Source organism: Acidianus brierleyi, from assembly GCF_003201835.2.
Classification (GTDB): Archaea; Thermoproteota; Thermoprotei_A; order Sulfolobales; family Sulfolobaceae; genus Aramenus; species Aramenus brierleyi.
Map to the genome: position 1 here is coordinate 1,542,160 of NZ_CP029289.2, position 20,469 is coordinate 1,562,628.

Consider the following 20,469-nt stretch of genomic DNA (forward strand, 5'->3'; position numbering starts at 1 on the left):
TTTACATAATCATTAGCTTAGTGATGTTCAAGTTATTAAGAACCTTAGAAGTTCTCTCTCATATATTGTTAATTGCAATCTGTGATCTTTATCAACTATAGCTATTACTGGAGTTTCGGTTTCTCTAAATTTTTTTAATATATCTGATATTTTTGAATCTAATGGCATGATATCTATATCATCTAGTTCCATATCACATAACCTGAGTTTATCATAATAATCTGGACTTATTTCCAATAATTTTGATACTGTTATTATTCCGACAGGTTTCATATCACTTACTACGACTAGTGCTCTAGCATTTTTCTCATTAATCTTATTTATAGCTTCTCTTAGTGTCTCATTACAATTGGCAAATATTGGAGACGAAAATTGCGATAAAATTAAGGAAACCTTAGTATTCAATTTAATTTTCTCTTTCCTTTCAACTTTATATCCACTTCTTAGTTTGAATAATAAAGGAATAAATAGTGCCGAAAATGTTATAGCCAAAGCAGAATATGAGTATTCTGACGGAGTAATCGCATTAATCGTTAATGCGCTTATTAATAATGATGCGTCTACGCCACCTTTTGTTGACGTTCCTAAGCCATTTAAAAATAAATTGTTTTTTATTATCATACTAGAAATAATGCCTGCTGAAAATTTTGATATAAATATTACAATAAATAATATACTTCCAATTATTAATATTTGATAATCTATTTTTACGAAAAATAAGCCTATACTTACAAAGAATAAAGGTTCAAAAAAACCATATGTGAATCCGTGTAGTTTTTCTAACAGTTCTGGTCTATCTTTTAAATATCTCCTTAAAAGGAATCCTAAAAATAGTGCGGCTATTGCAGAATTAAATTTTAAAATTTCAGATAAAAAACCTATTATCAAGATTAATGAGATAATACTAGCAAATTCTATTTCTCTTACTTTTATATATCCTTCTATTTTCTCTAACAATCTAGATAAGAATGGACCTAGAGCAAATATTAAAACGAAAATAGCTATTATTTCTAATGCAGTATAGAGTAGATTTCCATTTATACCTAAGAAAATTGCAAACAAAATTACTGAGATTATTTCTACTATTGTGGCTTGATAAAAAAGATTTACACCAAATTCACTTTTTGTAATTCCAAGATCTATTAAAAGTCGCGTTAATGGTCCTGCACTTGTCATTATAAGTGGTATTATAAGTATCAGATAATGAGGTACATTTAGTATATATAAAACAACTAAAACTAAAGAAAATGGGATAGTAATCTGAATTATAGATGTTAATACTAATTTTTTATCTAATTTTTGTTCCATATTTATTTCTTCTGCTCCAGCTAAAAATAACAAAAAAACTATTCCTAATGACGTTATAAACGATATTATCTCATTAACCTTGATAAAGTCAGTTACTCCTTCACCTAAGATTATTCCAATAAATATTGCTCCAACAAACGGAATTAAACCTAACCTAGAAAATAATTCTTCTGCAAGTTTTGCCAAAAATAACATTATTCCTAGATATAATAGCGTAATTATAAGAACGTTCATAGTAAAGGCTTATTAGATTCTAAGCTATAATAAAATTGATGAAAATTTCTCATAGAGAGTTACAATATCTACTAATAATAAAGAAGTATAATGACGATGGAAAGCCTGCTAGGTTAACTAACATAGCAAAAGAAGTAGAGGTAAGTCCGGCTAGTGCGTATGAAGAAATAAATCATCTAAGTGAGAAAGGTATGGTAACAAAGGAGAAATCGGAAATCTGGATAACAAATAATGGTATAAACTATATAATGAAAGCTGTCAGAGCTCATAGAGTTATAGAATCATTTTTAGTAAAATTGGGTGTAGATAAGGACGAAGCTTGTAAATATTCACAACAATTTGATCTAATGGTTCCGGACGAAATAGTTGAGAAGCTATATGAGTTTTTAGGGAAGCCTCATAATTGTCCTCATGGTGAAGATATTCCTTGATAGACTATCTAGAAATTTTTCTTCTAATGATTGTGGAAAGTATAGGATTCCCTGTACCTAGTGAAATAATTCTTCCTTTAGCGGGTTACTATTCTTCTCAAGGTTTAACAAACCCAGTTTACGTAATTATTATATCTACTTTAGGTTCGATAGTGGGTTCTATAGTAGACTATTTTATAGCTTTTAAGCTTGGAATACCATTCTTACATAAATATGGAAAAATTTTTGGTTTGACCTCTATTAAATTGAATAAATTAAATCTATGGTTTTCGAAATATGGGACTTTTTCGGTATTCATTTTTAGATTCGTCCCTGAATTTAGAGCATTAATATCATTCCCTGCAGGGATTGCAAGTATGCAAATAGTAAAATTCCTTATATCGACTTTTTTAGGAAATATAATATGGGATTCTATATTAGTCTGGATCGGATTTGCATTTCCTTCAAGCTGGGAGTTGTTAATTAGTACTGTATATAGATATTTGATATATATTACAATATTGTTAGTCATTGGAATTATATTATATATAATACGAAATAAACTTAAAGTATTGTTTTTTAAGATTTAATTTCAAAAATAAGATATTTAAAATAAATTTATATAAAATCTGTAAAACAATATAGTAATGTCGAAAAGTGTATCAATATATAAGTTTTTAAGATACAAAAACTTTTTTATGTTTTAAGGAAATAAAGTTAATTATGGTCGTCATAGATCTTACTCCTTTGCAATATCTTCTTTCAATAGTTTCTGGTATACTTGTAGGATTTAGTCTAGGATTAATAGGAGGCGGTGGATCTATTTTAGCTATACCGTTATTACTGTATTTCGTTGGTCTATATTATGCCGTGCCAATAGCTGATAGAGGTTATGCTGTACATTTAGCTATAGGTACTACAGCTCTTGCTGTAGGATTAAATGCATACATAAACAGTTATATTCATTTTAAAAAAGGTAATGTAAAAGTTCCTCAAGGTATTATGTTTACATTACCTGGGCTTGTTGGAGTATTTGCAGGTACAACATTGGATAAAATAACGCCAGGGAATTCGTTACTATTTTTCTTCAGTATATTAATGATAGTTGTAGCTTTAATGATGTTAAGACCTCAAAAGAAAATAGTTTCGCAATCTAACGTAGATGCTTCAAAAGGCTTTAGTTTATCATCTCTTATATCTTCAGTATCTATAAAGAAAGTTATTCCTGCAGGATTCTTAGTGGGTTTTGCTTCTGGATATTTTGGTATAGGTGGCGGATTTTTAGTGGTACCAGGATTGCTATTTAGTACTGGCTTATGTATGGTTAGAGCAGTAGGTACGTCCTTAATAGCTGTAGGCACATTCGGAGTAGCATCTGCAATTTCATATACATTTTCAGGCTACGTACTTTTCATAGTTAGTATATTATACCTTTTAGGGGGAATAGCAGGTGGATATGCAGGAGCTTCTATAGCATCTAGAATGCCTAGAGGGCTGTTAAGAAAAATATTTGCTATTATTATAATAATAGTAGCCATATATACAATGTATACTAGTATTAATGGTTTATATTTATTGCTACATATTCTAGGAATTTGATAGATAATCATAAAGCTCATTAATTTTTTTTGATATTATATCAATTGTTGCATTTATGTCTGATAATAGCTCTGAATAGTTTTCAGCTTTGATATCAGATATAATTTTCTCTACATATGGATTCAAATCTTTATCGTGTTTTATTAAAAATCCACTTAATTCAGAACTTACCCATTTATATACTGTCTTTTCTTTCCTATTCTCAATATGAAGCTTTACCTTTTCTAATGAAGTTTTCTCTAAGATAAGGTCCTGAAGCCTTATAAATTCTTTATTATTTGACATTTGAAAAACTCTTTATAGCCAGACGTTAAAGAGTTATCCATGAATGAAAAGAAACTAGTACTATCTAGATATTACATCTATGTGATTATTGGATCCATATTGATATTCATGATATCATTAAGCGTAGCACCTTTTGCTCCTCTTGACGAACCTAAAGTGTATGCATACGATGGAGAATATTATAATCTTGGAATACCAGTAGGTTTCTCATTTTCTGCTTTTATCTCACTTATAATATTTATATTGTCTGCCATAATATTATGGGGAAATAAAAACGTATTATATAATATAATAATTGATTCTTCTGCGCTTTCATTCATAATTCTTAATTATATTAATTATTATTTTATTTGGGATGTCTGGAGACCTTATATTATGTTCTTACCATTTTTTGTTCTTATAAAGTATAATGGAGCTACGGCTATGCAGTTAGATTTAGGCCAGATAGTCTTAATTATTTTCCTTTATAGATTTTATAGATTCTATAAGAAATCAAAATCGTCCCGCCCTCTATCTGGTCCAGACTTGCAGTAAATGCACGGATGAAGGTCTATAGCCGGGCGGGATACAAATGATGAGGCCGACATAAACAGATAAAGTGAAGATCGGGTCGATAAACTGATGCAAAGATTCATAGTTGCTTTGTATACTGATATTTCCAATAACTTTAGTATTGTTGATCTAAAAATGCAAAGATAAAGATTTCACAAGACTGCTTTATAAGAATTATAATTAAGTTTAGTAGTTAAACTGATATTGATAATACTGACTTTAATATCTAAGAATATATCTTTAAAAACTCTATTACAAAGACAATGGATTTAGACGAATTAAATAGCACAATAAGAAGTTGTAAGTTATGTAAGCTTTCCATAAGTAGAACTAATGCGGTTCCTGGTGAAGGTAATCCTAAGGCGTCAGTTCTTTTTGTAGGCGAAGCGCCTGGAGCTACAGAAGACAAAATGGGTAGGCCATTCGTAGGATCTGCTGGGAAACTCTTAGATGAACTATTAAAAAGTATAGGGCTAGATAGAGAAAAAGTATATATTACTAATTTAGTAAAATGTAGGCCTCCCAATAATAGAGATCCAGAATCTGATGAAATTTCTTCTTGTTCCCCTTATTTAGAAACTCAAATATCTCTGATAAATCCTAAAATAATAGTAACATTGGGAAAATATTCTACAATTTATATGCTTAAAAAAGTTAATATAAATGTAACGTCTATATCTAAAGTCAGAGGAAAATTTTATGAATGGAACAATATTCTCATATTTCCTACTTATCATCCGGCAGCTGCTTTATATAATCCTAATCTGAAGGAGGTTCTTGAAAAAGATTTTAAGGTATTAGGTAGTAAGATAGGTTCAAAATTGTTTACTCTTGATAATTTTATGAATGAAAATGGACCTAGGAATACGAAATAAAAAGGTAATAGTAACTGCTGCTAGTAAAGGCATAGGATATGCTACCGCTAAAAGATTTTTAGAAGAAGGAGCACATGTTTTAATATCCTCTCATGATGAACAAAAACTGCTTGACGCATATAACAAATTGAAAGATATAGGAGATGTATATTACTTAAAAGCAGATCTTAGATCAATAGAAGAAATTAAGAATCTTATACTGAAAGGTAACGAAATTCTTAATGGAATAGATGTTTTTGTGTATGTTGCTGGAAGTCCTAAACCTGGAAATTTATTTGAATTGACGGATAATGATTGGGAAGAAGGATTTAAACTATTATTAATGAGTGCAGTTGTTTCTATAAGAGAAGTATCTAAATTCATGAAAAACAATGGTAGAATAATATTATCTACGTCTATTAGCATTAAACAGCCTTTAGAAAACCTAGATCTTTCAAACGTCATTAGACTTTCATTAGCGGGTCTTATAAAATCTGTTTCGAATCAACTTGCGCATAAGGGAATATTAGTTAATGGTGTAATACCTGGATGGACATTAACAGAACGCGTAGATCAGTTGGTTAAGGACAGATCTAGGAGAGAGAACAGATCAGAATCTGATATAATAAACGATATAGTTAAGGACGTACCGTTAGGTCGTATGGCATTACCTGAGGAAGTAGCTAATGTTATAATATTTCTTGCTTCTGAACTATCAACGTATATTACAGGGGCTTTAATTCCTGTGGATGGAGGCTATATTAAAGCAACTTTTTAAAACATTTGGGCAGATAATACTCTCTTTTTTCTTCATTTAGAGACTTAAGTGCATTAATTTGGCTAATGGTTATATTATATCTTTACAAAAAAGAGGGGTAGTGAGTAGTATTGAGACTCATTGAGTTTTACACTAACAATTTTAGAAGTCTTAGTAACGTTAATTTAGATTCCCTTGGTGGATTTAATGTTATAGTAGGTTTTAACGGTTATGGAAAAACAAATTTACTAACTGCAATGTATATATTTATAAAAAATATCGCTGCCGGTTTAGATAAAAAGTCTGTAGAAGATAGAAACCAGGAGTTCATGCTATTGTGGCAAGGGTACGATACATCAAAGATTATATATTTGGGGGGTAAACTTCAATTTAATGAACAAGAGGTAGAAAAAGCTACTGGAAAAATCCAAACAATGAATATAGAGATAATAAATAAACTGAGATATACTAATGGGTATTTAGAATGGGATTTAGATTTACTTAAGGTCAACGGTACTGTACCAAATAAGGATAATATTGATGAAGTAAAGAAGTTATTTGAATATGCATCTCAACAAGTAGAATATGTGCCAATATTTGACCAAAACTATTTTGATGATGTAATGAGAAGAATAACAGAAATAAGTAGATCTCCTATAAATTTGAGAAAGTATTGGTACGATTTTGTCAATTTGGTTAGTGCAACAATACCTGAGATAAGAGGAATGGAAATTTGGGATTCGAAAAAATTAGTTTTAAATGTATATAATTTACCTATATATATTGATCTTGCTGCTAGTGGTTTTCAAAGAGTTATCCTTATGCTTTTTGTCATTTGGTTAAGTGGAAATAAGGTACTTTTAGTGGAAGAGCCAGAAGTAAATATGCATCCTACATTGCAGTATAAAATAGCTAAACTATTAAAAAATTGGACTGATAATAATACGTTACAAGTTTTTATGACAACTCATTCTCCCTTCATAGTGTCTACAGATATAGATAATTATATAGTTCTTAAGAAAGCCTCAGCATATTCCAAGGCTATCTCAATAACTCCTACTGAAAATTTAAGGAGTCTATTAAGTATTTTAAAGGTTAGTTTGAGTGATCTATTGTTTAGTAGAATAGTTATTCTATGCAATGAATACGCAGATCCTAATGCAATTTCGAATTGGCTCAAAAGGCTAAGTGTAAACCCGGAATACAATGGTATTTCAATCTTTAGTGTAAAATCAGATATCGAACTTCAAGCCTGGCTAAAATTAAAAGAAATACTAAGACTTGAAACCATGTTTCTAGGAATGTGCGATAGAATTGACTCTTCTATGGCTGAATATTGCCTACCATTAGGAAGAGAAGTAGAATCATTTTATAGTAAAACTGGAATTCTCGAGGCGTTAAAAACTTTAGGTATATATCCTGATGATAAAGAACTTAAGGATTTAGGTAAGGAGGAAAACTTAAGGTGGCTAATAAACATATTTAAAAGACGTGGACTAGATTATTCAATATTAAGATCTTCATTAAGTGATATTGTTACAAGAATAGATAGCATAGAAATACCAAAAGAGGTGGAACTTTTAGCAAATAAAATTAAATCTTTTCAAGCAGTATAATAAAATATGGAAGGGATAATTCAACTAGGTATATTTTTGGTTCTGTTAGGATTTTTCATAGTATTTATAGGGTTTATATATGACGTCTTTAAAAATTCTGAAAAGAATGAAAATACTAGAACAAGTGCTGGAGGTATAATATTTATAGGACCTGTACCTATAATTTTTGGTAATTCAAAAAAGGTAGAAAAATGGATGATAATAATAGCACTAATAATAACGATTATTTTAGTTCTTCTATACATACTTCCAAGCTTATATTAAGCCTCTTGATTTCATTGCTTTTATTACCCTTTCTACTGCTACTACCATGGCAGATGTTCTTAGATCTTGATCGCCAAGTTTATTATATTTCTTATACATCTCATCAAAAGCTCTTTCCATTCTACTTAATATTAATTTCCTTGCTTCTTCATCCTCTATTATTTCTCCCATCTTATTGTTAGCCCATTCTACATAACTTCCTACTACACCTCCTGAATTAGCAAGTATGTCTGGAACAACTGGTATTTGTTTTTCTTTAAGAATTTCATCAGCATCAGCTGTCAATGGTCCATTAGCTCCTTCCACTATTAACTTAGCTTTAATTTTTGGTGCGTTGTATTTTGTTATAACATTTTCTAGAGCAGCAGGTACTAGTATATCACAGTCACTAATAAGAAGTTCATCATTGCTTACTTTCTTTCCATCAGGATAATCAATAACAGAGCCTGTCTTTGCTTTTATTTCTAATGCTTTATCAACATCAATTCCATTATAATCTAATACTCCGCCTTTAGAATCGCTTATTCCTACAACCTTAGCTCCTAATTCTGTAAAGAATTTAGCCGCATATGAGCCAAGATTTCCAAACCCTTGTATTATTACTGTCTTTCCTTCTATACCGCCCAGGAATTTTTCAGCGGCTATTTTTGCAGTATGTGTTAGACCTAGTCCAGTACTGTATTCCCTCACTGCTATACCTCCTAATTCTACAGGTTTACCAGTAAAAGCACCAAGATCAATTTTCCCTGAGATTTTATTGTACTCATCTAAAAACCAAGCCATTATTTGGGAATCAGTATTTACGTCTGGAGCAGGAACATCTATTTCGCTTCCTATATACTTATATAACGCATCAATAAAGTTCCTAGAAAGCATTTCAAGCTCTTGCTTAGATAAGGTCTTAGGATCAACTCTAATTCCAGCCTTTCCTCCTCCATATGGCAATTGCAATAAAGAATTCTTCCATGTCATTATCATTGATAATGCTATGACTTCATCTTGCGTAACATTTGGATGATATCTAACTCCTCCCTTGTAAGGTCCTAATGCACTATTATGCTGAGATCTCCATCCAGTAAATGTTCTTATTTTTCCATCTTTACTTAAGATTTGAATTTTTACTTGCAGTACTCTTTCGGGAGTTGAAAGTGCTTGTAACTCATCTTCATGTAAGCCTAATATATCTCCTATTTTATACAGTTTTTTAACTTGTTGTGTATATAAATTAGAACTTAAAACTTCTTCTACAGATGTCATCAAGATTAGTGTTAATATTTCCCAAAAAAAATCTTACTTATTTCTTACTTAAATTGTATAAGTATGTTTATTCTCTTCTATGCAAAATGACAAGAACTGCTACAAGAACTAATGTAATAACAATAGTCGCTACAAGAGATAATGTGGGTGCTATGGCTTTGAATGGTAATGCAGTATTGTTATAAGCATTTAGATTTATAAACGTTATATTGTTTCCATAAAACTTGTTTCCAAGATATTTTATACTTAACTCAGTAATGAAAGTATTTGATATATTTTGTTTAATGGATTCTTCTAATAAAATTCCTGATTTATTAAATATCAACGTTTGTATTGTTGAGTTAGTTGAGTTAGTATATACAAGCGTATTACTATATTGTTTATTAAATATAGAAATATTCTTATATCCTACAAATTTAAACGGAATAGAGTTCCATAATATAGTTTTAGTCATGTTTGGATAGAATGTAATCTCTATGTGAGTATAATTTGCTATGTGAATAGTAAAATCAGTAGTATCTACAATAGGTTGCCCACTTATTGTATTTAAGCTATAGGCAGATTCTCCTATTATACCGTTGGAGAAAACTACTGGATATACGATTTCTTCATCTCCTACACTTTGAGTAGTATTAGCAAAAGACGAATATTCGAAAACTGCATATAGATATGATATATTTAGTAGGTTCTTCGGAAGATATATTTGGGTTAAATCTCCCGTAAATAATGAAGCAAATCTCTCTAAAGTCATATTTACGCTTAATCCCTTATATGTAGTTTCAAGCTTTGCTATGTTTCCATTGGTTAATACCCAAATTTTTCCGCTTAATGAAGTTGTTGAAAAAGAGAATTCTGTCGTGTTATAATTAACGCCAGAGATTTTTACAGTTGAGTAGTTTATAAACGTTAATGAAATTGACGAAATAGAAGATTGTAAAGTATATGTATTATTAAATATATATTCCGGAGCTATAAATGGATAATTAAGGTTAAGAAAATCTTTCTGAAGACTAACGTTATACGTACCACTTTTTATTAACGTAAAATTGAAAGTTTTATTTTGCGACATTGATTGGGTACTAGTATCATTTATCTCTACATTTACAGTAACGTTACCATTATTGAAATTTTTTACATAATAATTTGCTATATATGTATAATTTAGCTTAGAAGTAGTAGAGTTACTTGATGTATTATATGCTACTATTTTATATGTTAAATTATTATAAAATGTAATACTACTTTTATAATTTGTTATATTTGTAGGCGCGTTAGGTATTGCTAATGAGAGTATAGGGAATATAAATATGAGGATTAACGATATTGCCAATATATATTTTGACATCATATAACACCTTACCAATAGTTTAATAACTTTTATCCAGAAGATTCCACATGGATAGACCTCTAGTAGCAGTAGGTGGAGTCATTATTGAGAGAAATAAAATATTATTGGTAAAACGCGCTCATCCACCAAACAAGGATATGTGGGCCATACCTGGCGGAAAACTAGAATATGGAGAAACATTAGAGGATGCAGTAAAACGAGAGATATTAGAAGAAACTAATTTACAAGTTAAGGTTCTAAATTTGCTATCTTTAATACAAATGATAAAGGAGGGATTTCATTATGTGATTTTAGATTTTCTTTGCGAAATAGTTGGAGGAAATCTTAAGCCATCATCAGATGCAGCTGACGCTAAATTTTTCTCTGTTGATGAGATAAAAAATCTTAATACTTCTCCTACGACAAAAGAGATGCTAATTCGCTACAATAATAAAGAGAAACTTCCCATTTTTATTACTGAAATCTCCAAGTAGATTTTTCTTTACTATCAAGTATCTTAATTCCATTATTCTCTAGAATACTGCGTATTTCATCCGAAAGATCATACATTTTTTTAGCTCTTAATTCATTTCTTATTTCTACAATAGAATCTATTATTTTAGATAATCTATCATATGCGAGACTAAATTCCTCATCCATGACTCCAAAAACTTCGTTAAATTGTCTAAAAGCGTCAAATGCTATAGAGGCTCCCATAAAATCTCTAGTGTTCTCTAGTTTGGAAAAGATTATACTAGCAATATTATGAATATGAGACAATGCGTTAGCAGTATCGAAATCATCACTCATGCTTTCATGGAATTTTTCTATTTCAGAAACTATATTCTTCTGAATTTTTATATCTTCGTCTGTTGAATAACTCTTTGGTCCTTCAGAAAGAATATTTCGAATTATCGACATAGCATCTTTAAGTCTATTTAAAGAGGCCTTACTTTGCTCTAATGAATCTTCGTTAAAATCTACTTGAGATCTATAGTGAGAGGATAGGAACCAATATCTTAATACTGAAGGTCCATAAGATCTTATTGCGTCTTTAAGTGGAATAATATTTCCTAAAGATTTACTCATTTTAGTTTTCTTTATTGTAAGAAACGCTACATGCATCCAATACCTTACCCATAGTTTTCCAGTATATGATTCAGACTGTGCTCTTTCATTCTCATGATGAGGAAATATTAGGTCCATTCCTCCCCCATGTATATCGAAACTCTCTCCTAGATATCTAGTAGACATAGTAGAACACTCTATATGCCATCCGGGTCTTCCTTCTCCCCATGGAGATTTCCAAAACGGTTCTCCCGGCTTTTTAGACTTCCATAAAGCGAAATCATATGCATGTCTTTTTTCCTTTATAAATTCTTCTCCTTGGTTCCATTCTTCCTTTTTTGTATTAGAAAGTTCTCCATACTTAGAATAAGTATCTACGTCAAAATAAACACTTCCACTAGGTGCTATGTAGGCATTTCCTTTATCTATTAATTTTTGTATAAAATCTATTATCTCATTAATATGATTAGAAACTCTAGGGTGAAGGTCTATCTTTACTTTTAAGGCATTAAGATTATCTATATAATCTCTGGAATAATCGTCAACTATTTCTTCCCAGCTTTTACCAGTTTCTTTTGATTTATTAATTATTTTATCATCAATATCAGTTATATTTTGAACTCTAATAACGTTAAAACCTCTTAGTTTAAGGTAACGGCTTATTGCGTCAAAAGCCACAAATGTTCTTCCATGACCTATGTGGACATAATCATAAACAGTAGGACCACATACATACATTCTTACTGTATTATTTTCAACGTTAAAATCTTCTATTTTTCTTCCAAATGTGTTATAGAGTCTAATCACAAAAATAAGAAGTAAAAGAACTACTTAAATACATTAGCTGTAAGCGATCTAGCCTTTGGTATTATATTAAGCTTCTCTGGATTTTCTCCTAATGAATTGGCTAATCTTATTGATGTTAATCCAGCTAACAAGAGTATTGAAGAGATATTTTTAAGTTCACTTTTGAATAATGGGGATATTTGCAGTGCATTTAGAGTCTCTATAGTAACTTTATCAATGTCATCATCTCCAATAACAATCGGTATTAAATATTTTCCGTTAACATAGCTTTCTACTTCGTTATGATTAACTTCAGGAATTAAGCCATAAAATGCAGGATATTTGGCGTTTTCATTTATTTCTTGTTTAAATCTTATAGCTAATGGAAAATATCTTGAAGCATAAAATACTGGCAAATTATTTTCTATCTTTTGTTCTAAATCTTCACTCATTTTTATCATTTTATCAGAACTTTCTATAATTCCTTCTTTTAGTTCGTCAATATTAATTCTAGTATTTGCTTTTTTAGCAAGCATCTTTATCAACGGCGTAAATAGTACAGGAAAAGAATATCTAGTTTGTGAAAGTCCTTTTACTTTAATTAATGGAATATTTTTATTTATAGCAATTTTTTCTAGATCACCTCCTGATGTTATAACTATTATCTTAGATTCCTTTTTAATTCCGTAATTAACTGCATATATTGTTTCTTTTGTTGTACCTGAATAGCTTACTGCTATTAGAGTTGTATCTTTATCTAGATTTCTTGGTATTCCAGAAACTACTGTATAATCTAGAGGTAAATTTAGAATTTCTGCTATTTTTCCAGGGATATAGCTTCCTCCCATCCCAGTATAAACTATCTTATTAGTGGAAATTTCTGGCACGTCTATGTTCTTTATTTCATCAAATAATGTATACCAGTTTAAGTAAATATCAAGCACTTTTAAGCACCAGTGATATATTTATTGATGGAGGATTAGAATTTAGACTAGAGGTTATACTTTCTATACCTATGTTTTTCATGTTATTTTTTAGTGATATTACTGCCTCTGCTATTGTGGTAGATAAACAGTCTACTAGATCTTGTGCTATTTCTGCGATCTTACTGGAGGAAAGAGAGCTAATGACAGCTGGTTGCACTAGGTATGAAAATATTAAATTTGTTCTTTGACCTAATTGGAAGAAAGAAATTAACGACTCGTCCCACTTTTTTTCTGATATATTTTTCTCAAATTCCAATATAAGATCTTCTTCTTTTCTTGCTTGTTCTTTAAGAAAAGATAAAATTCCCTGTTCGGCTAGACTTAAATTTATTTGCTGTAATCCTTCTATCTCCCTATAGAGATTTTCCATTCTAGTCTTAGCAATCATAGTTCTCTATATCTCATATTTGATTATAAAGTCTTAAATCTAGGTATTTAGTATGGAGAAGATTTTAGTACTAGGTGGAGGGGCAGCAGGTATGAGTGCTTCTTCTAGAGTTAGAAGACTTAGACCAGATACGGAAATTACAGTACTAGAACAAACTAAAATGGTTAGTCATGCTCCATGCGGGATTCCATATTTTGTAGAGGGATTATTTAATGACGAAAACTTGTTTATGACATATACACCAGGATTTTTTAAGGAAAAAAGGAAAATTAATGTAATAACTAATACTAAAGTAGAGGAATTGGATTTACAATCTAGAACCGTAAAAATTGCACGTATGCCAGAAAAACTAGAATATGATTATCTTATAGTTACGCTAGGTGCTAAGCCTAAAAAAATAAAAAACGTTGATGGTAAGAGAATTTTTTATGTTCATCATCCAGCTAGTGCCGCAGAACTTAGAGCAAAATTATGGTCTTTAAACACTATTGGAATAATAGGAGGAGGTATATTAGGAGTAGAAATGAGTGAAGCTTTAGTATCTATAGGAAAGAAAGTTATTCTATTTCAAAGATCTAATTACATATTAAATAAAATGTTAGATGAAGATATGTCAAAAATTATTATAGAAACTATGAAAAAGGATGTAGATATAAAGTTAGGCGAAGAAATAGAGGATATTAAAGAAGACGGTACACTCATAATTACTAATAAAGGAAAATATTCAGTAGATGGTACTATTATATCTATAGGTGTAGAGCCTAATATAGATCTCATAAAGGATAAATTAAAACTAGGAAAGACTGGAGCTGTATGGACGAATTCTCACATGGAAACTAACGTAAAAAACGTCTATGCTGCTGGTGATATAGCAGAAACCAAAAACATTGTTACTGGGAAAGAATTCTGGATTCCTTTTGCACCTGTAGCTAATAAGATGGGTTATGTTGCTGGAAGCAATATAGGAGGAAAAGAGATGGAATTTCCTGGCAGTATAGGTACAATGATAACCAAATATAAAGATATGTATATAGCTAAGACAGGTCTTTTAGAAAATGAAGCAAAAGGAAATGGTTTTAATGTTATTTCCTCAATGATTCATACGAAAACTAGAGCGAGATATTATCCTGGAAGTAAAGATATTTTTGTAAAACTAATAGCCGAAGAAGAAACAAATAGAATACTAGGAGCTCAGATAATAGGCGGAGAAGAGGTTTTAGGTAGAATAGATATGCTTGCAGCACAGATTATGAAAGGATTTAGCGTTGAAGATGTATTTTTTACTGAGATGGGATATTTGCCTGCAATATCAGAAGTATGGGATCCAGTGATAATAGCAGCTAGACAGTTAATGAAATCGTGATAGTATTACGCTATATTTAAATATTTCTATAAATAGTTAATAACTTAATTATGGCAATTCAGCAAGGATTCTTTGAAATACTTAGTGACTGTATTATTAACTATATAACTAGATATCTTAATACAGCGTCTATAGATGGCATATATTATATCGATGATCAAAAGAATGATGATATATTGCCATTAGAAAAACCACAAAATCTAGTAAGAGAAGTAAAACCATTGAGATTTGAAAAGGAGGTTTTTAGTATTGATGGAAGTAGTAGAAGTTTCATTTCTGGTAAGGGAATAGTTAGTATAGCGAGTGTTGCTGTAACCTCTACTTCTAGCAGTATTTATGATGTTTATCCTTCAGTTGATGGCAAATCTAAGCTAGGACTTAATGAACCTTTCATAGCTGTTGCGGCCTCTAATTTAGAATCTTCTAAACTAGATCCGTATTTATTTTCCAACAATTACATTTCATCTGTATCATTAAGTGGTGAACCATTTAATCCACTTAATGGATTTGAAAATATAGAAAGTGAATTAAGATCATTACTAGAAACTAAAGCTTTATCTAAATTGAAGGATAAAGGCTATATAATTGTCGATGGACCATTATTTCCATCGTATCTTTATTTAAACGGCAAAGTTAAAGACAAGATAATTTCGGAGAGAATAAAAATAATTGATAGTAATTTTATCGGAATAGTAAAAAGAATAGATAAATCTCAATATTTGGTAAAATCTCTAAATGGCGAATATAGAAAATATTTTGTTCAAAAATTCAAGTTAGATCCTAAATCTTTTATTTCTGATGAATCTTTGCTATTAAACCTTATACGTTTCAACTATAATATTCCCTATTCACCTATAGTAATTGGCCCCTTCTTAGATAGAGTAAAAGAGAATATAAATGTTTATATTAATTATTTGGTAGTTCCATTTAATCCTTATATAGCTAATTTCTTCATATTAAGAGTAGAAACATTAAACAATAATAGTGATATAATTGAAAAAATTTTATCATTAAAACCAACAAAAGACGGTATACCTTATAATCTTGCTTTAGCAGATTTAACTGCAAAAAAATTATCAGCAGGGCTATACAAATTAATCATATTATATCTTCAACAATTAGGCTTACAATCAAGTTTCTACAGCAGACTAGAGGTTATTAAGTCATGAGTAACAATGGGTTATTTGATAGTATTAAAGACAGAATGGAAAAAGCTAGGGCATTAGCTATAACACTAGGCGATATTATAGGTAAAGTTTCTAGGAATATGTCTAATAAAGTTCAAGAAAACGAATATATAGTTAATATTATTGTAGATCCACTCACATATTATAAATATAATTTTTTGGGTAAAGTGGGTATATTTTTGGGAGTTATAGATATTAAAACTCTTTATTTTGTTCTATTGAGAGTAATAGGATATGAAAGAAGTGATGTAAGTAGTTATTTATTTGATAATTCAACTATATCTACCATAGAGGATGAAGAAAATCCAGGAACTTTAATAAATAATGTGATCATAAAATGTGAAATGTTAACTAAGGTTGATATTCTGTCTTCTTCTGATATTTCTCCTGGTGATATAATAATAGAGCCTCAGTCTCCAGTAATTATTCCAAGGTCAGAAATTATAGAAAGAGCTTTAGGAATAAACAGCGGTGCACTAAAAATAGGATTCTTGGATTTAGATGAAGCAAGCGTCAAAGTAAGTTTAAGTTTAGATGAACTTAATTATCATACGCTCATTTTAGGCACTACTGGAGCAGGAAAGACGTCGTTTATAAAAGATTTATTGACAGCACTTTATAAGATAAATGAAGAAGGAAGTAAGGTATTTGTTGTTGATACAACAGGAGACTATTATCACATGTTTTTACCACCTGAAATTACAAATAAGCAAGTTAAGGTCGGTATACAAAAATTTGAAGATCTTTATGGTAAAGTAAATGGCATAGATATGGACATAATTTATCCAATAACTCATAAATGGGCCAAGAAATATCTTAAAAATAATTATGAAATAGAAAATATTGTGAAACAATATTATGAACTATATGTAAATCCTTTAATACAATATTTGAATAAAAAAGGTATAAATACATATACATCAATTTCAAATAATGAAATAACGATTTCAAATGATTTTTGGACTTCCAAAATCCACGTAAATCCCTTTTATTTTAAGTTTAAAAGTGTAAAAAGAATTTTATATAGACTAAATCCATATTTTAGTGAGCAAGCTTCGCATTTTCTTAAGATTATTCTTTCTCAAAAGGAATTTAGTAGTTCTTATAATTTAAACGACTTTATAGATAGATTAGATGATAATGTTTTTGAAAAAATGAAATTACATCGAAGTACTAGAGAGAATATTATAAGAGGGCTTTATTTATTACGCGAAACTGATATGTTTGATCTTAAGATAAGGCAGAAAAGCATTAATGAATTGTTAGAATCGAATTCCAGGATAACTGTATTTGATATATATAACTCTGAACTAGATGATTTTACTCAAAAAATATTTATATACTATATTTTAGATAAAATTTTTAATATTAGGGAAAAACAGCTTAGAAGTGGTATCGTAAAAGGTAGATATATAATAATTCTTGACGAAGCCCATAGATTTTTTCCTTCAACTCAAGGCAGTGAAGAGGATACTTACTATGTTAGAAGAGTTGCTGGAAAAATATCAATGATGATGAGATTAGGAAGAAGAAGGAAGATAGGATTTATTTTTTCTACTCATAATCCTGCAGATCTTAGTGACATAATAGTGCAGCTTTCCAATACTAAAATAATTTTTAGAATAAGACCAGAAATTTCAGAAAACTTTGGATTAACTAAGATGGAAGCAAAAACATTAAGTTGGGAAAACAATGGCGTAGCATTTATAATTTCTCCATGGTTAAGAGAAGGAAGAATAAAGGTAAAAGTCCCTGTACCACCTCCAGTTGGTCATTATGACTTATCTAAAACATAAAGGTGAAGTTATTTGGAATTAAAAACAGCATTACAAGAAATGTTGGAAAAAAAAGATGAGCCATCAGTATATAATTTCATTAAATGTATAGTTAACCTTTTTCCTCCATCTGATGACTTGTCTATATCTGTTATAAAGAGAGGTAACTACGAATATATTTTAGACAGAAAAGGTCTATGTTTAGTAAGTTTAGCTCAAGATGAGTATTTGCCATTTTTTTCTGCAGCAGAAAAAAGACTAACTACAATTCCGTACGATATCCAGGATTATATAGTTAATAACTGGAAGATGATTTTAAAGGAACTGGAAAAAATTCTAGATCAATACTCAAAAAGAGAATCTACATATGAGAAAAAATTGGAAGAGGTAAAAAGTCTTGTTAATAACTGATACTCGTGTTGAGACTGTAAATCTTGTTCATTATGAGCAGTGTAATTTCATGGGCAGATTACACGGAGGAGATATGCTAAGAATGCTAATTGACACTGGTATGTTATCCTCAATAAAGGCCGCTAAAGGTACTTCAGTTTTAGCATCACTAGATAATGTAGTCTTTAAAAAACCCATATATCTTGGAGATATAATAAAAATTAGCGCTCAAGTTGACTATATAGGTAATTCTTCTATGGAAGTTGAAATGGCCGCAAGCAGAGGTGAAGAAATACTGGTAACATCTACTGCAGCTTACGTTAAGATAGATCAAAATTTTAGACCTATTGCAGTAGGAGACAAAATAATTCCTTCAAACGAACAAGAATTGAAAATCTTTAAGAATGGAGAACAAAGGAGAAAAGATAGATTATCGAAAATAAAAAAGGACGTTGCTCAGATAGATCTTTCATCGAAATTAAGTAATAGAATTAGTAATATTTTTTACGTGAGTCCAGATATGACATACGATGGCAAAGTTATTTCTGCTGGTAGATTACTTAAATTAATGGATGATCTAGGTGGGATATTAGGTCTACGGTTAATTAATTATAAAGGCTATACGTCTTCTGCAGATACTGTAGTTACTGTTTCTGTTTCCAATATGAGTTTTTATTCTCCCATAAAATTGGGCGATATAGTTCAAATAAATGCTGGGCTTACTTATGTTGGTAAAACTTCAATGGAAGTCTTAATAACTGTAATGAAAAAAAGTCCTTCTACTGATTTTGAAGTAGTTACTACAGCATTTTTTAATTACGTTAGAGTTGGAAGTGACGGAAAGCCAAAAGAATTTCCTCAATATATTCCTCAAAACGAATACGAGAAAAAATTTTGGGATGATGCATTAAACCGAAGACGCAAGAATTTTTCTTAAATAATTTGCGAATAAAAAGGCAGAAAGTATAAATGAATAGAATATTGCCATATATGCATTATCTAAATTGTTGCCTATTATACCTGCAGTAAGGCTTCCAAGAATACTCGCTATATCTTCCACTGCATTAAAAATACCTATTATAGTTCCTCTATTCTTTTTCAAGTTTCTAAACATTACAGAGAAAAATGATGCACTATAAATTGGATATATAGATCCGAACGATAAAAATAATGGAATGGATAACATACCAATTTTTAATTTTGATAGAATTAAAATGGAAATACCAATAGATATTACTGCTCTTATAAAAATTATAAGGTAAATATAATATATTTCTCTGTTTATTATAATCTTTGACGAGAAATAATAGAATATTTCATCGACTATATAGAGTAAGGCATAACTTGCAAATATAAAGTATTCTGGATTTCCCATAATGTAATTGAACGGAATATAAATTGTAAAGAAAATTTCTGCTGCAAAATTGAAGCTGAAAAATGATAATATCGCATATAGCTTATTTTTAACTTCCTTTCGTTCTTCTGTTTTATCTCTAGTAATTGAGCCTGTTACGTTCCTTATAAACAACACATTAGAAACGAACGCAATAAGGAAAACGAAGGTTATAATTTCAAAATTGGGCTTAAAGATTGCCAAAAGACTACCCGAAATATTACCTGCTAATGTGAATTGTGATAATCTAATATTAGCTTTAGGAAGCTCTTCAAAAGTGAAATTTTCTAGTAATAAAATAGAATAAAGAGGTGCATCTATTGCATATACAAATCCTAGTAATCCATAACCTATAAACCCTAGTATAATTGATCCAGAAAATAGCAAGATGCTACATGGTATTAACGAAATAGGTAGCAAGAATAAAAATTCCTTTCTCCTTTTTATTGTATCAAGGATGTTACCCCAAATATATGAACCAAAAGCATTAGCAGCATTGAATATCATTGAAACTATTCCTAGAATTAATATAGACTTCGTTTCATCATATACTTCTACTGGATATAGTAAAGAAAGTTCTGTAATACCAGAAATTACTAGAGCCTGCCCTATGAATAGCCTCATCCGAATTCAAATGATTCATTCAGTTAATCTTTAAAGTAAACAGCTC

22 protein-coding genes are annotated in these 20,469 nt (G+C 30.1%); 14 read left to right on the forward strand and 8 right to left on the reverse strand.

Annotated elements, in window-relative coordinates:
• Window positions 1-27: 27 nt before the first annotated feature.
• Window positions 28-1,542: a cation:proton antiporter domain-containing protein gene (locus DFR85_RS24285; RefSeq protein ID WP_210433908.1), complete on the reverse strand. Its 1,515-nt coding sequence runs from the start codon at window positions 1,540-1,542 to the stop codon at window positions 28-30.
• Between the two features lie 38 nt (window positions 1,543-1,580).
• Here DFR85_RS24285 and DFR85_RS24290 point away from each other — a divergent pair, with 38 nt between their 5' ends.
• From DFR85_RS24290 to DFR85_RS24300, 3 genes are all read left to right on the forward strand, one after another.
• On the forward strand, window positions 1,581-1,973 hold the full coding sequence (locus DFR85_RS24290) for a metal-dependent transcriptional regulator (protein ID WP_110270494.1): 393 nt from the start codon (window positions 1,581-1,583) through the stop codon (window positions 1,971-1,973).
• Complete coding sequence (locus tag DFR85_RS24295; RefSeq protein ID WP_246252853.1) at window positions 1,970-2,542, forward strand: DedA family protein; 573 nt, start codon at window positions 1,970-1,972, stop codon at window positions 2,540-2,542. Before DFR85_RS24290 ends, DFR85_RS24295 begins: the two co-directional genes overlap by 4 nt.
• 133 nt (window positions 2,543-2,675) lie before the next feature.
• Entirely contained in the window at window positions 2,676-3,551 is an 876-nt protein-coding gene (locus DFR85_RS24300; protein WP_110270495.1) for a sulfite exporter TauE/SafE family protein, read from the forward strand.
• Here the strand turns inward: DFR85_RS24300 and DFR85_RS24305 are convergent.
• Window positions 3,540-3,836, reverse strand: coding sequence for a hypothetical protein (locus DFR85_RS24305; protein WP_110270496.1), 297 nt, complete (start codon window positions 3,834-3,836; stop codon window positions 3,540-3,542). The two genes, DFR85_RS24300 and DFR85_RS24305, sit on opposite strands and share 12 nt — an antisense overlap.
• 39 nt (window positions 3,837-3,875) lie before the next feature.
• On the opposite strand from DFR85_RS24305, the gene DFR85_RS24310 reads away from it, so the two are divergent.
• From DFR85_RS24310 to DFR85_RS24330, 5 genes are all read left to right on the forward strand, one after another.
• Window positions 3,876-4,370: a hypothetical protein gene (locus DFR85_RS24310; protein WP_110270497.1), complete on the forward strand. Its 495-nt coding sequence runs from the start codon at window positions 3,876-3,878 to the stop codon at window positions 4,368-4,370.
• Between the two features lie 281 nt (window positions 4,371-4,651).
• Window positions 4,652-5,263 (forward strand): type-4 uracil-DNA glycosylase, encoded by a 612-nt coding sequence (udg, locus tag DFR85_RS24315; protein ID WP_110270498.1) that lies wholly within the window; start codon window positions 4,652-4,654, stop codon window positions 5,261-5,263.
• Complete coding sequence (locus DFR85_RS24320; RefSeq protein ID WP_110271841.1) at window positions 5,241-6,020, forward strand: SDR family oxidoreductase; 780 nt, start codon at window positions 5,241-5,243, stop codon at window positions 6,018-6,020. The genes udg and DFR85_RS24320 overlap by 23 nt, the downstream gene beginning before the upstream one ends.
• 110 nt (window positions 6,021-6,130) lie before the next feature.
• Window positions 6,131-7,615, forward strand: a complete 1,485-nt coding sequence (locus tag DFR85_RS24325) for an ATP-dependent nuclease (protein WP_110270499.1) — start codon at window positions 6,131-6,133, stop codon at window positions 7,613-7,615.
• A gap of 6 nt (window positions 7,616-7,621) precedes the next feature.
• A complete protein-coding gene (locus tag DFR85_RS24330) occupies window positions 7,622-7,879 on the forward strand; it encodes a TIGR00304 family membrane protein (RefSeq protein WP_110270500.1) in 258 nt (85 codons plus the stop codon).
• On the opposite strand, the gene DFR85_RS24335 is transcribed toward DFR85_RS24330, so the two are convergent.
• Both DFR85_RS24335 and DFR85_RS24340 read right to left on the reverse strand, forming a co-directional pair.
• Window positions 7,871-9,136: a Glu/Leu/Phe/Val family dehydrogenase gene (locus DFR85_RS24335; protein WP_110270501.1), complete on the reverse strand. Its 1,266-nt coding sequence runs from the start codon at window positions 9,134-9,136 to the stop codon at window positions 7,871-7,873. The genes DFR85_RS24330 and DFR85_RS24335 overlap by 9 nt on opposite strands.
• A gap of 67 nt (window positions 9,137-9,203) precedes the next feature.
• Window positions 9,204-10,481, reverse strand: a complete 1,278-nt coding sequence (locus DFR85_RS24340) for a hypothetical protein (RefSeq protein WP_110270502.1) — start codon at window positions 10,479-10,481, stop codon at window positions 9,204-9,206.
• A 50-nt stretch (window positions 10,482-10,531) separates the two neighbouring features.
• Here DFR85_RS24340 and DFR85_RS24345 point away from each other — a divergent pair, with 50 nt between their 5' ends.
• Window positions 10,532-10,957 (forward strand): NUDIX hydrolase, encoded by a 426-nt coding sequence (locus DFR85_RS24345; RefSeq protein WP_110270503.1) that lies wholly within the window; start codon window positions 10,532-10,534, stop codon window positions 10,955-10,957.
• On the opposite strand, the gene cysS is transcribed toward DFR85_RS24345, so the two are convergent.
• The 3 genes from cysS to DFR85_RS24360 are packed head-to-tail and all read right to left on the reverse strand — an operon-like array spanning window position 10,938 to window position 13,691.
• Entirely contained in the window at window positions 10,938-12,344 is a 1,407-nt protein-coding gene (gene cysS / locus DFR85_RS24350; protein ID WP_110270504.1) for a cysteine--tRNA ligase, read from the reverse strand. The two genes, DFR85_RS24345 and cysS, sit on opposite strands and share 20 nt — an antisense overlap.
• Before the next feature lie 14 nt (window positions 12,345-12,358).
• The gene (locus DFR85_RS24355; protein ID WP_110270505.1) at window positions 12,359-13,261 is read right to left on the reverse strand and encodes a bifunctional phosphoglucose/phosphomannose isomerase; all 903 of its coding nucleotides are present in this window, start codon (window positions 13,259-13,261) and stop codon (window positions 12,359-12,361) included.
• The gene (locus DFR85_RS24360; protein WP_110270506.1) at window positions 13,254-13,691 is read right to left on the reverse strand and encodes a hypothetical protein; all 438 of its coding nucleotides are present in this window, start codon (window positions 13,689-13,691) and stop codon (window positions 13,254-13,256) included. Before DFR85_RS24360 ends, DFR85_RS24355 begins: the two co-directional genes overlap by 8 nt.
• Before the next feature lie 52 nt (window positions 13,692-13,743).
• Between DFR85_RS24360 and DFR85_RS24365 the strand changes: the two genes are divergently transcribed.
• The 5 genes from DFR85_RS24365 to DFR85_RS24385 are packed head-to-tail and all read left to right on the forward strand — an operon-like array spanning window position 13,744 to window position 19,343.
• A complete protein-coding gene (locus tag DFR85_RS24365) occupies window positions 13,744-15,054 on the forward strand; it encodes an FAD-dependent oxidoreductase (protein ID WP_110270507.1) in 1,311 nt (436 codons plus the stop codon).
• A 50-nt stretch (window positions 15,055-15,104) separates the two neighbouring features.
• The gene (locus DFR85_RS24370; RefSeq protein WP_110270508.1) at window positions 15,105-16,223 is read left to right on the forward strand and encodes a DNA double-strand break repair nuclease NurA; all 1,119 of its coding nucleotides are present in this window, start codon (window positions 15,105-15,107) and stop codon (window positions 16,221-16,223) included.
• On the forward strand, window positions 16,220-18,037 hold the full coding sequence (locus DFR85_RS24375; protein WP_110270509.1) for an ATP-binding protein: 1,818 nt from the start codon (window positions 16,220-16,222) through the stop codon (window positions 18,035-18,037). Before DFR85_RS24370 ends, DFR85_RS24375 begins: the two co-directional genes overlap by 4 nt.
• A 12-nt stretch (window positions 18,038-18,049) precedes the next feature.
• Complete coding sequence (locus DFR85_RS24380) at window positions 18,050-18,427, forward strand: hypothetical protein (protein WP_110270510.1); 378 nt, start codon at window positions 18,050-18,052, stop codon at window positions 18,425-18,427.
• Entirely contained in the window at window positions 18,414-19,343 is a 930-nt protein-coding gene (locus DFR85_RS24385) for an acyl-CoA thioesterase (RefSeq protein WP_246252854.1), read from the forward strand. The genes DFR85_RS24380 and DFR85_RS24385 overlap by 14 nt, the downstream gene beginning before the upstream one ends.
• Here the strand turns inward: DFR85_RS24385 and DFR85_RS24390 are convergent.
• Window positions 19,314-20,423: an MFS transporter gene (locus DFR85_RS24390; RefSeq protein WP_110270512.1), complete on the reverse strand. Its 1,110-nt coding sequence runs from the start codon at window positions 20,421-20,423 to the stop codon at window positions 19,314-19,316. The genes DFR85_RS24385 and DFR85_RS24390 overlap by 30 nt on opposite strands.
• Window positions 20,424-20,469 lie beyond the last annotated feature (46 nt).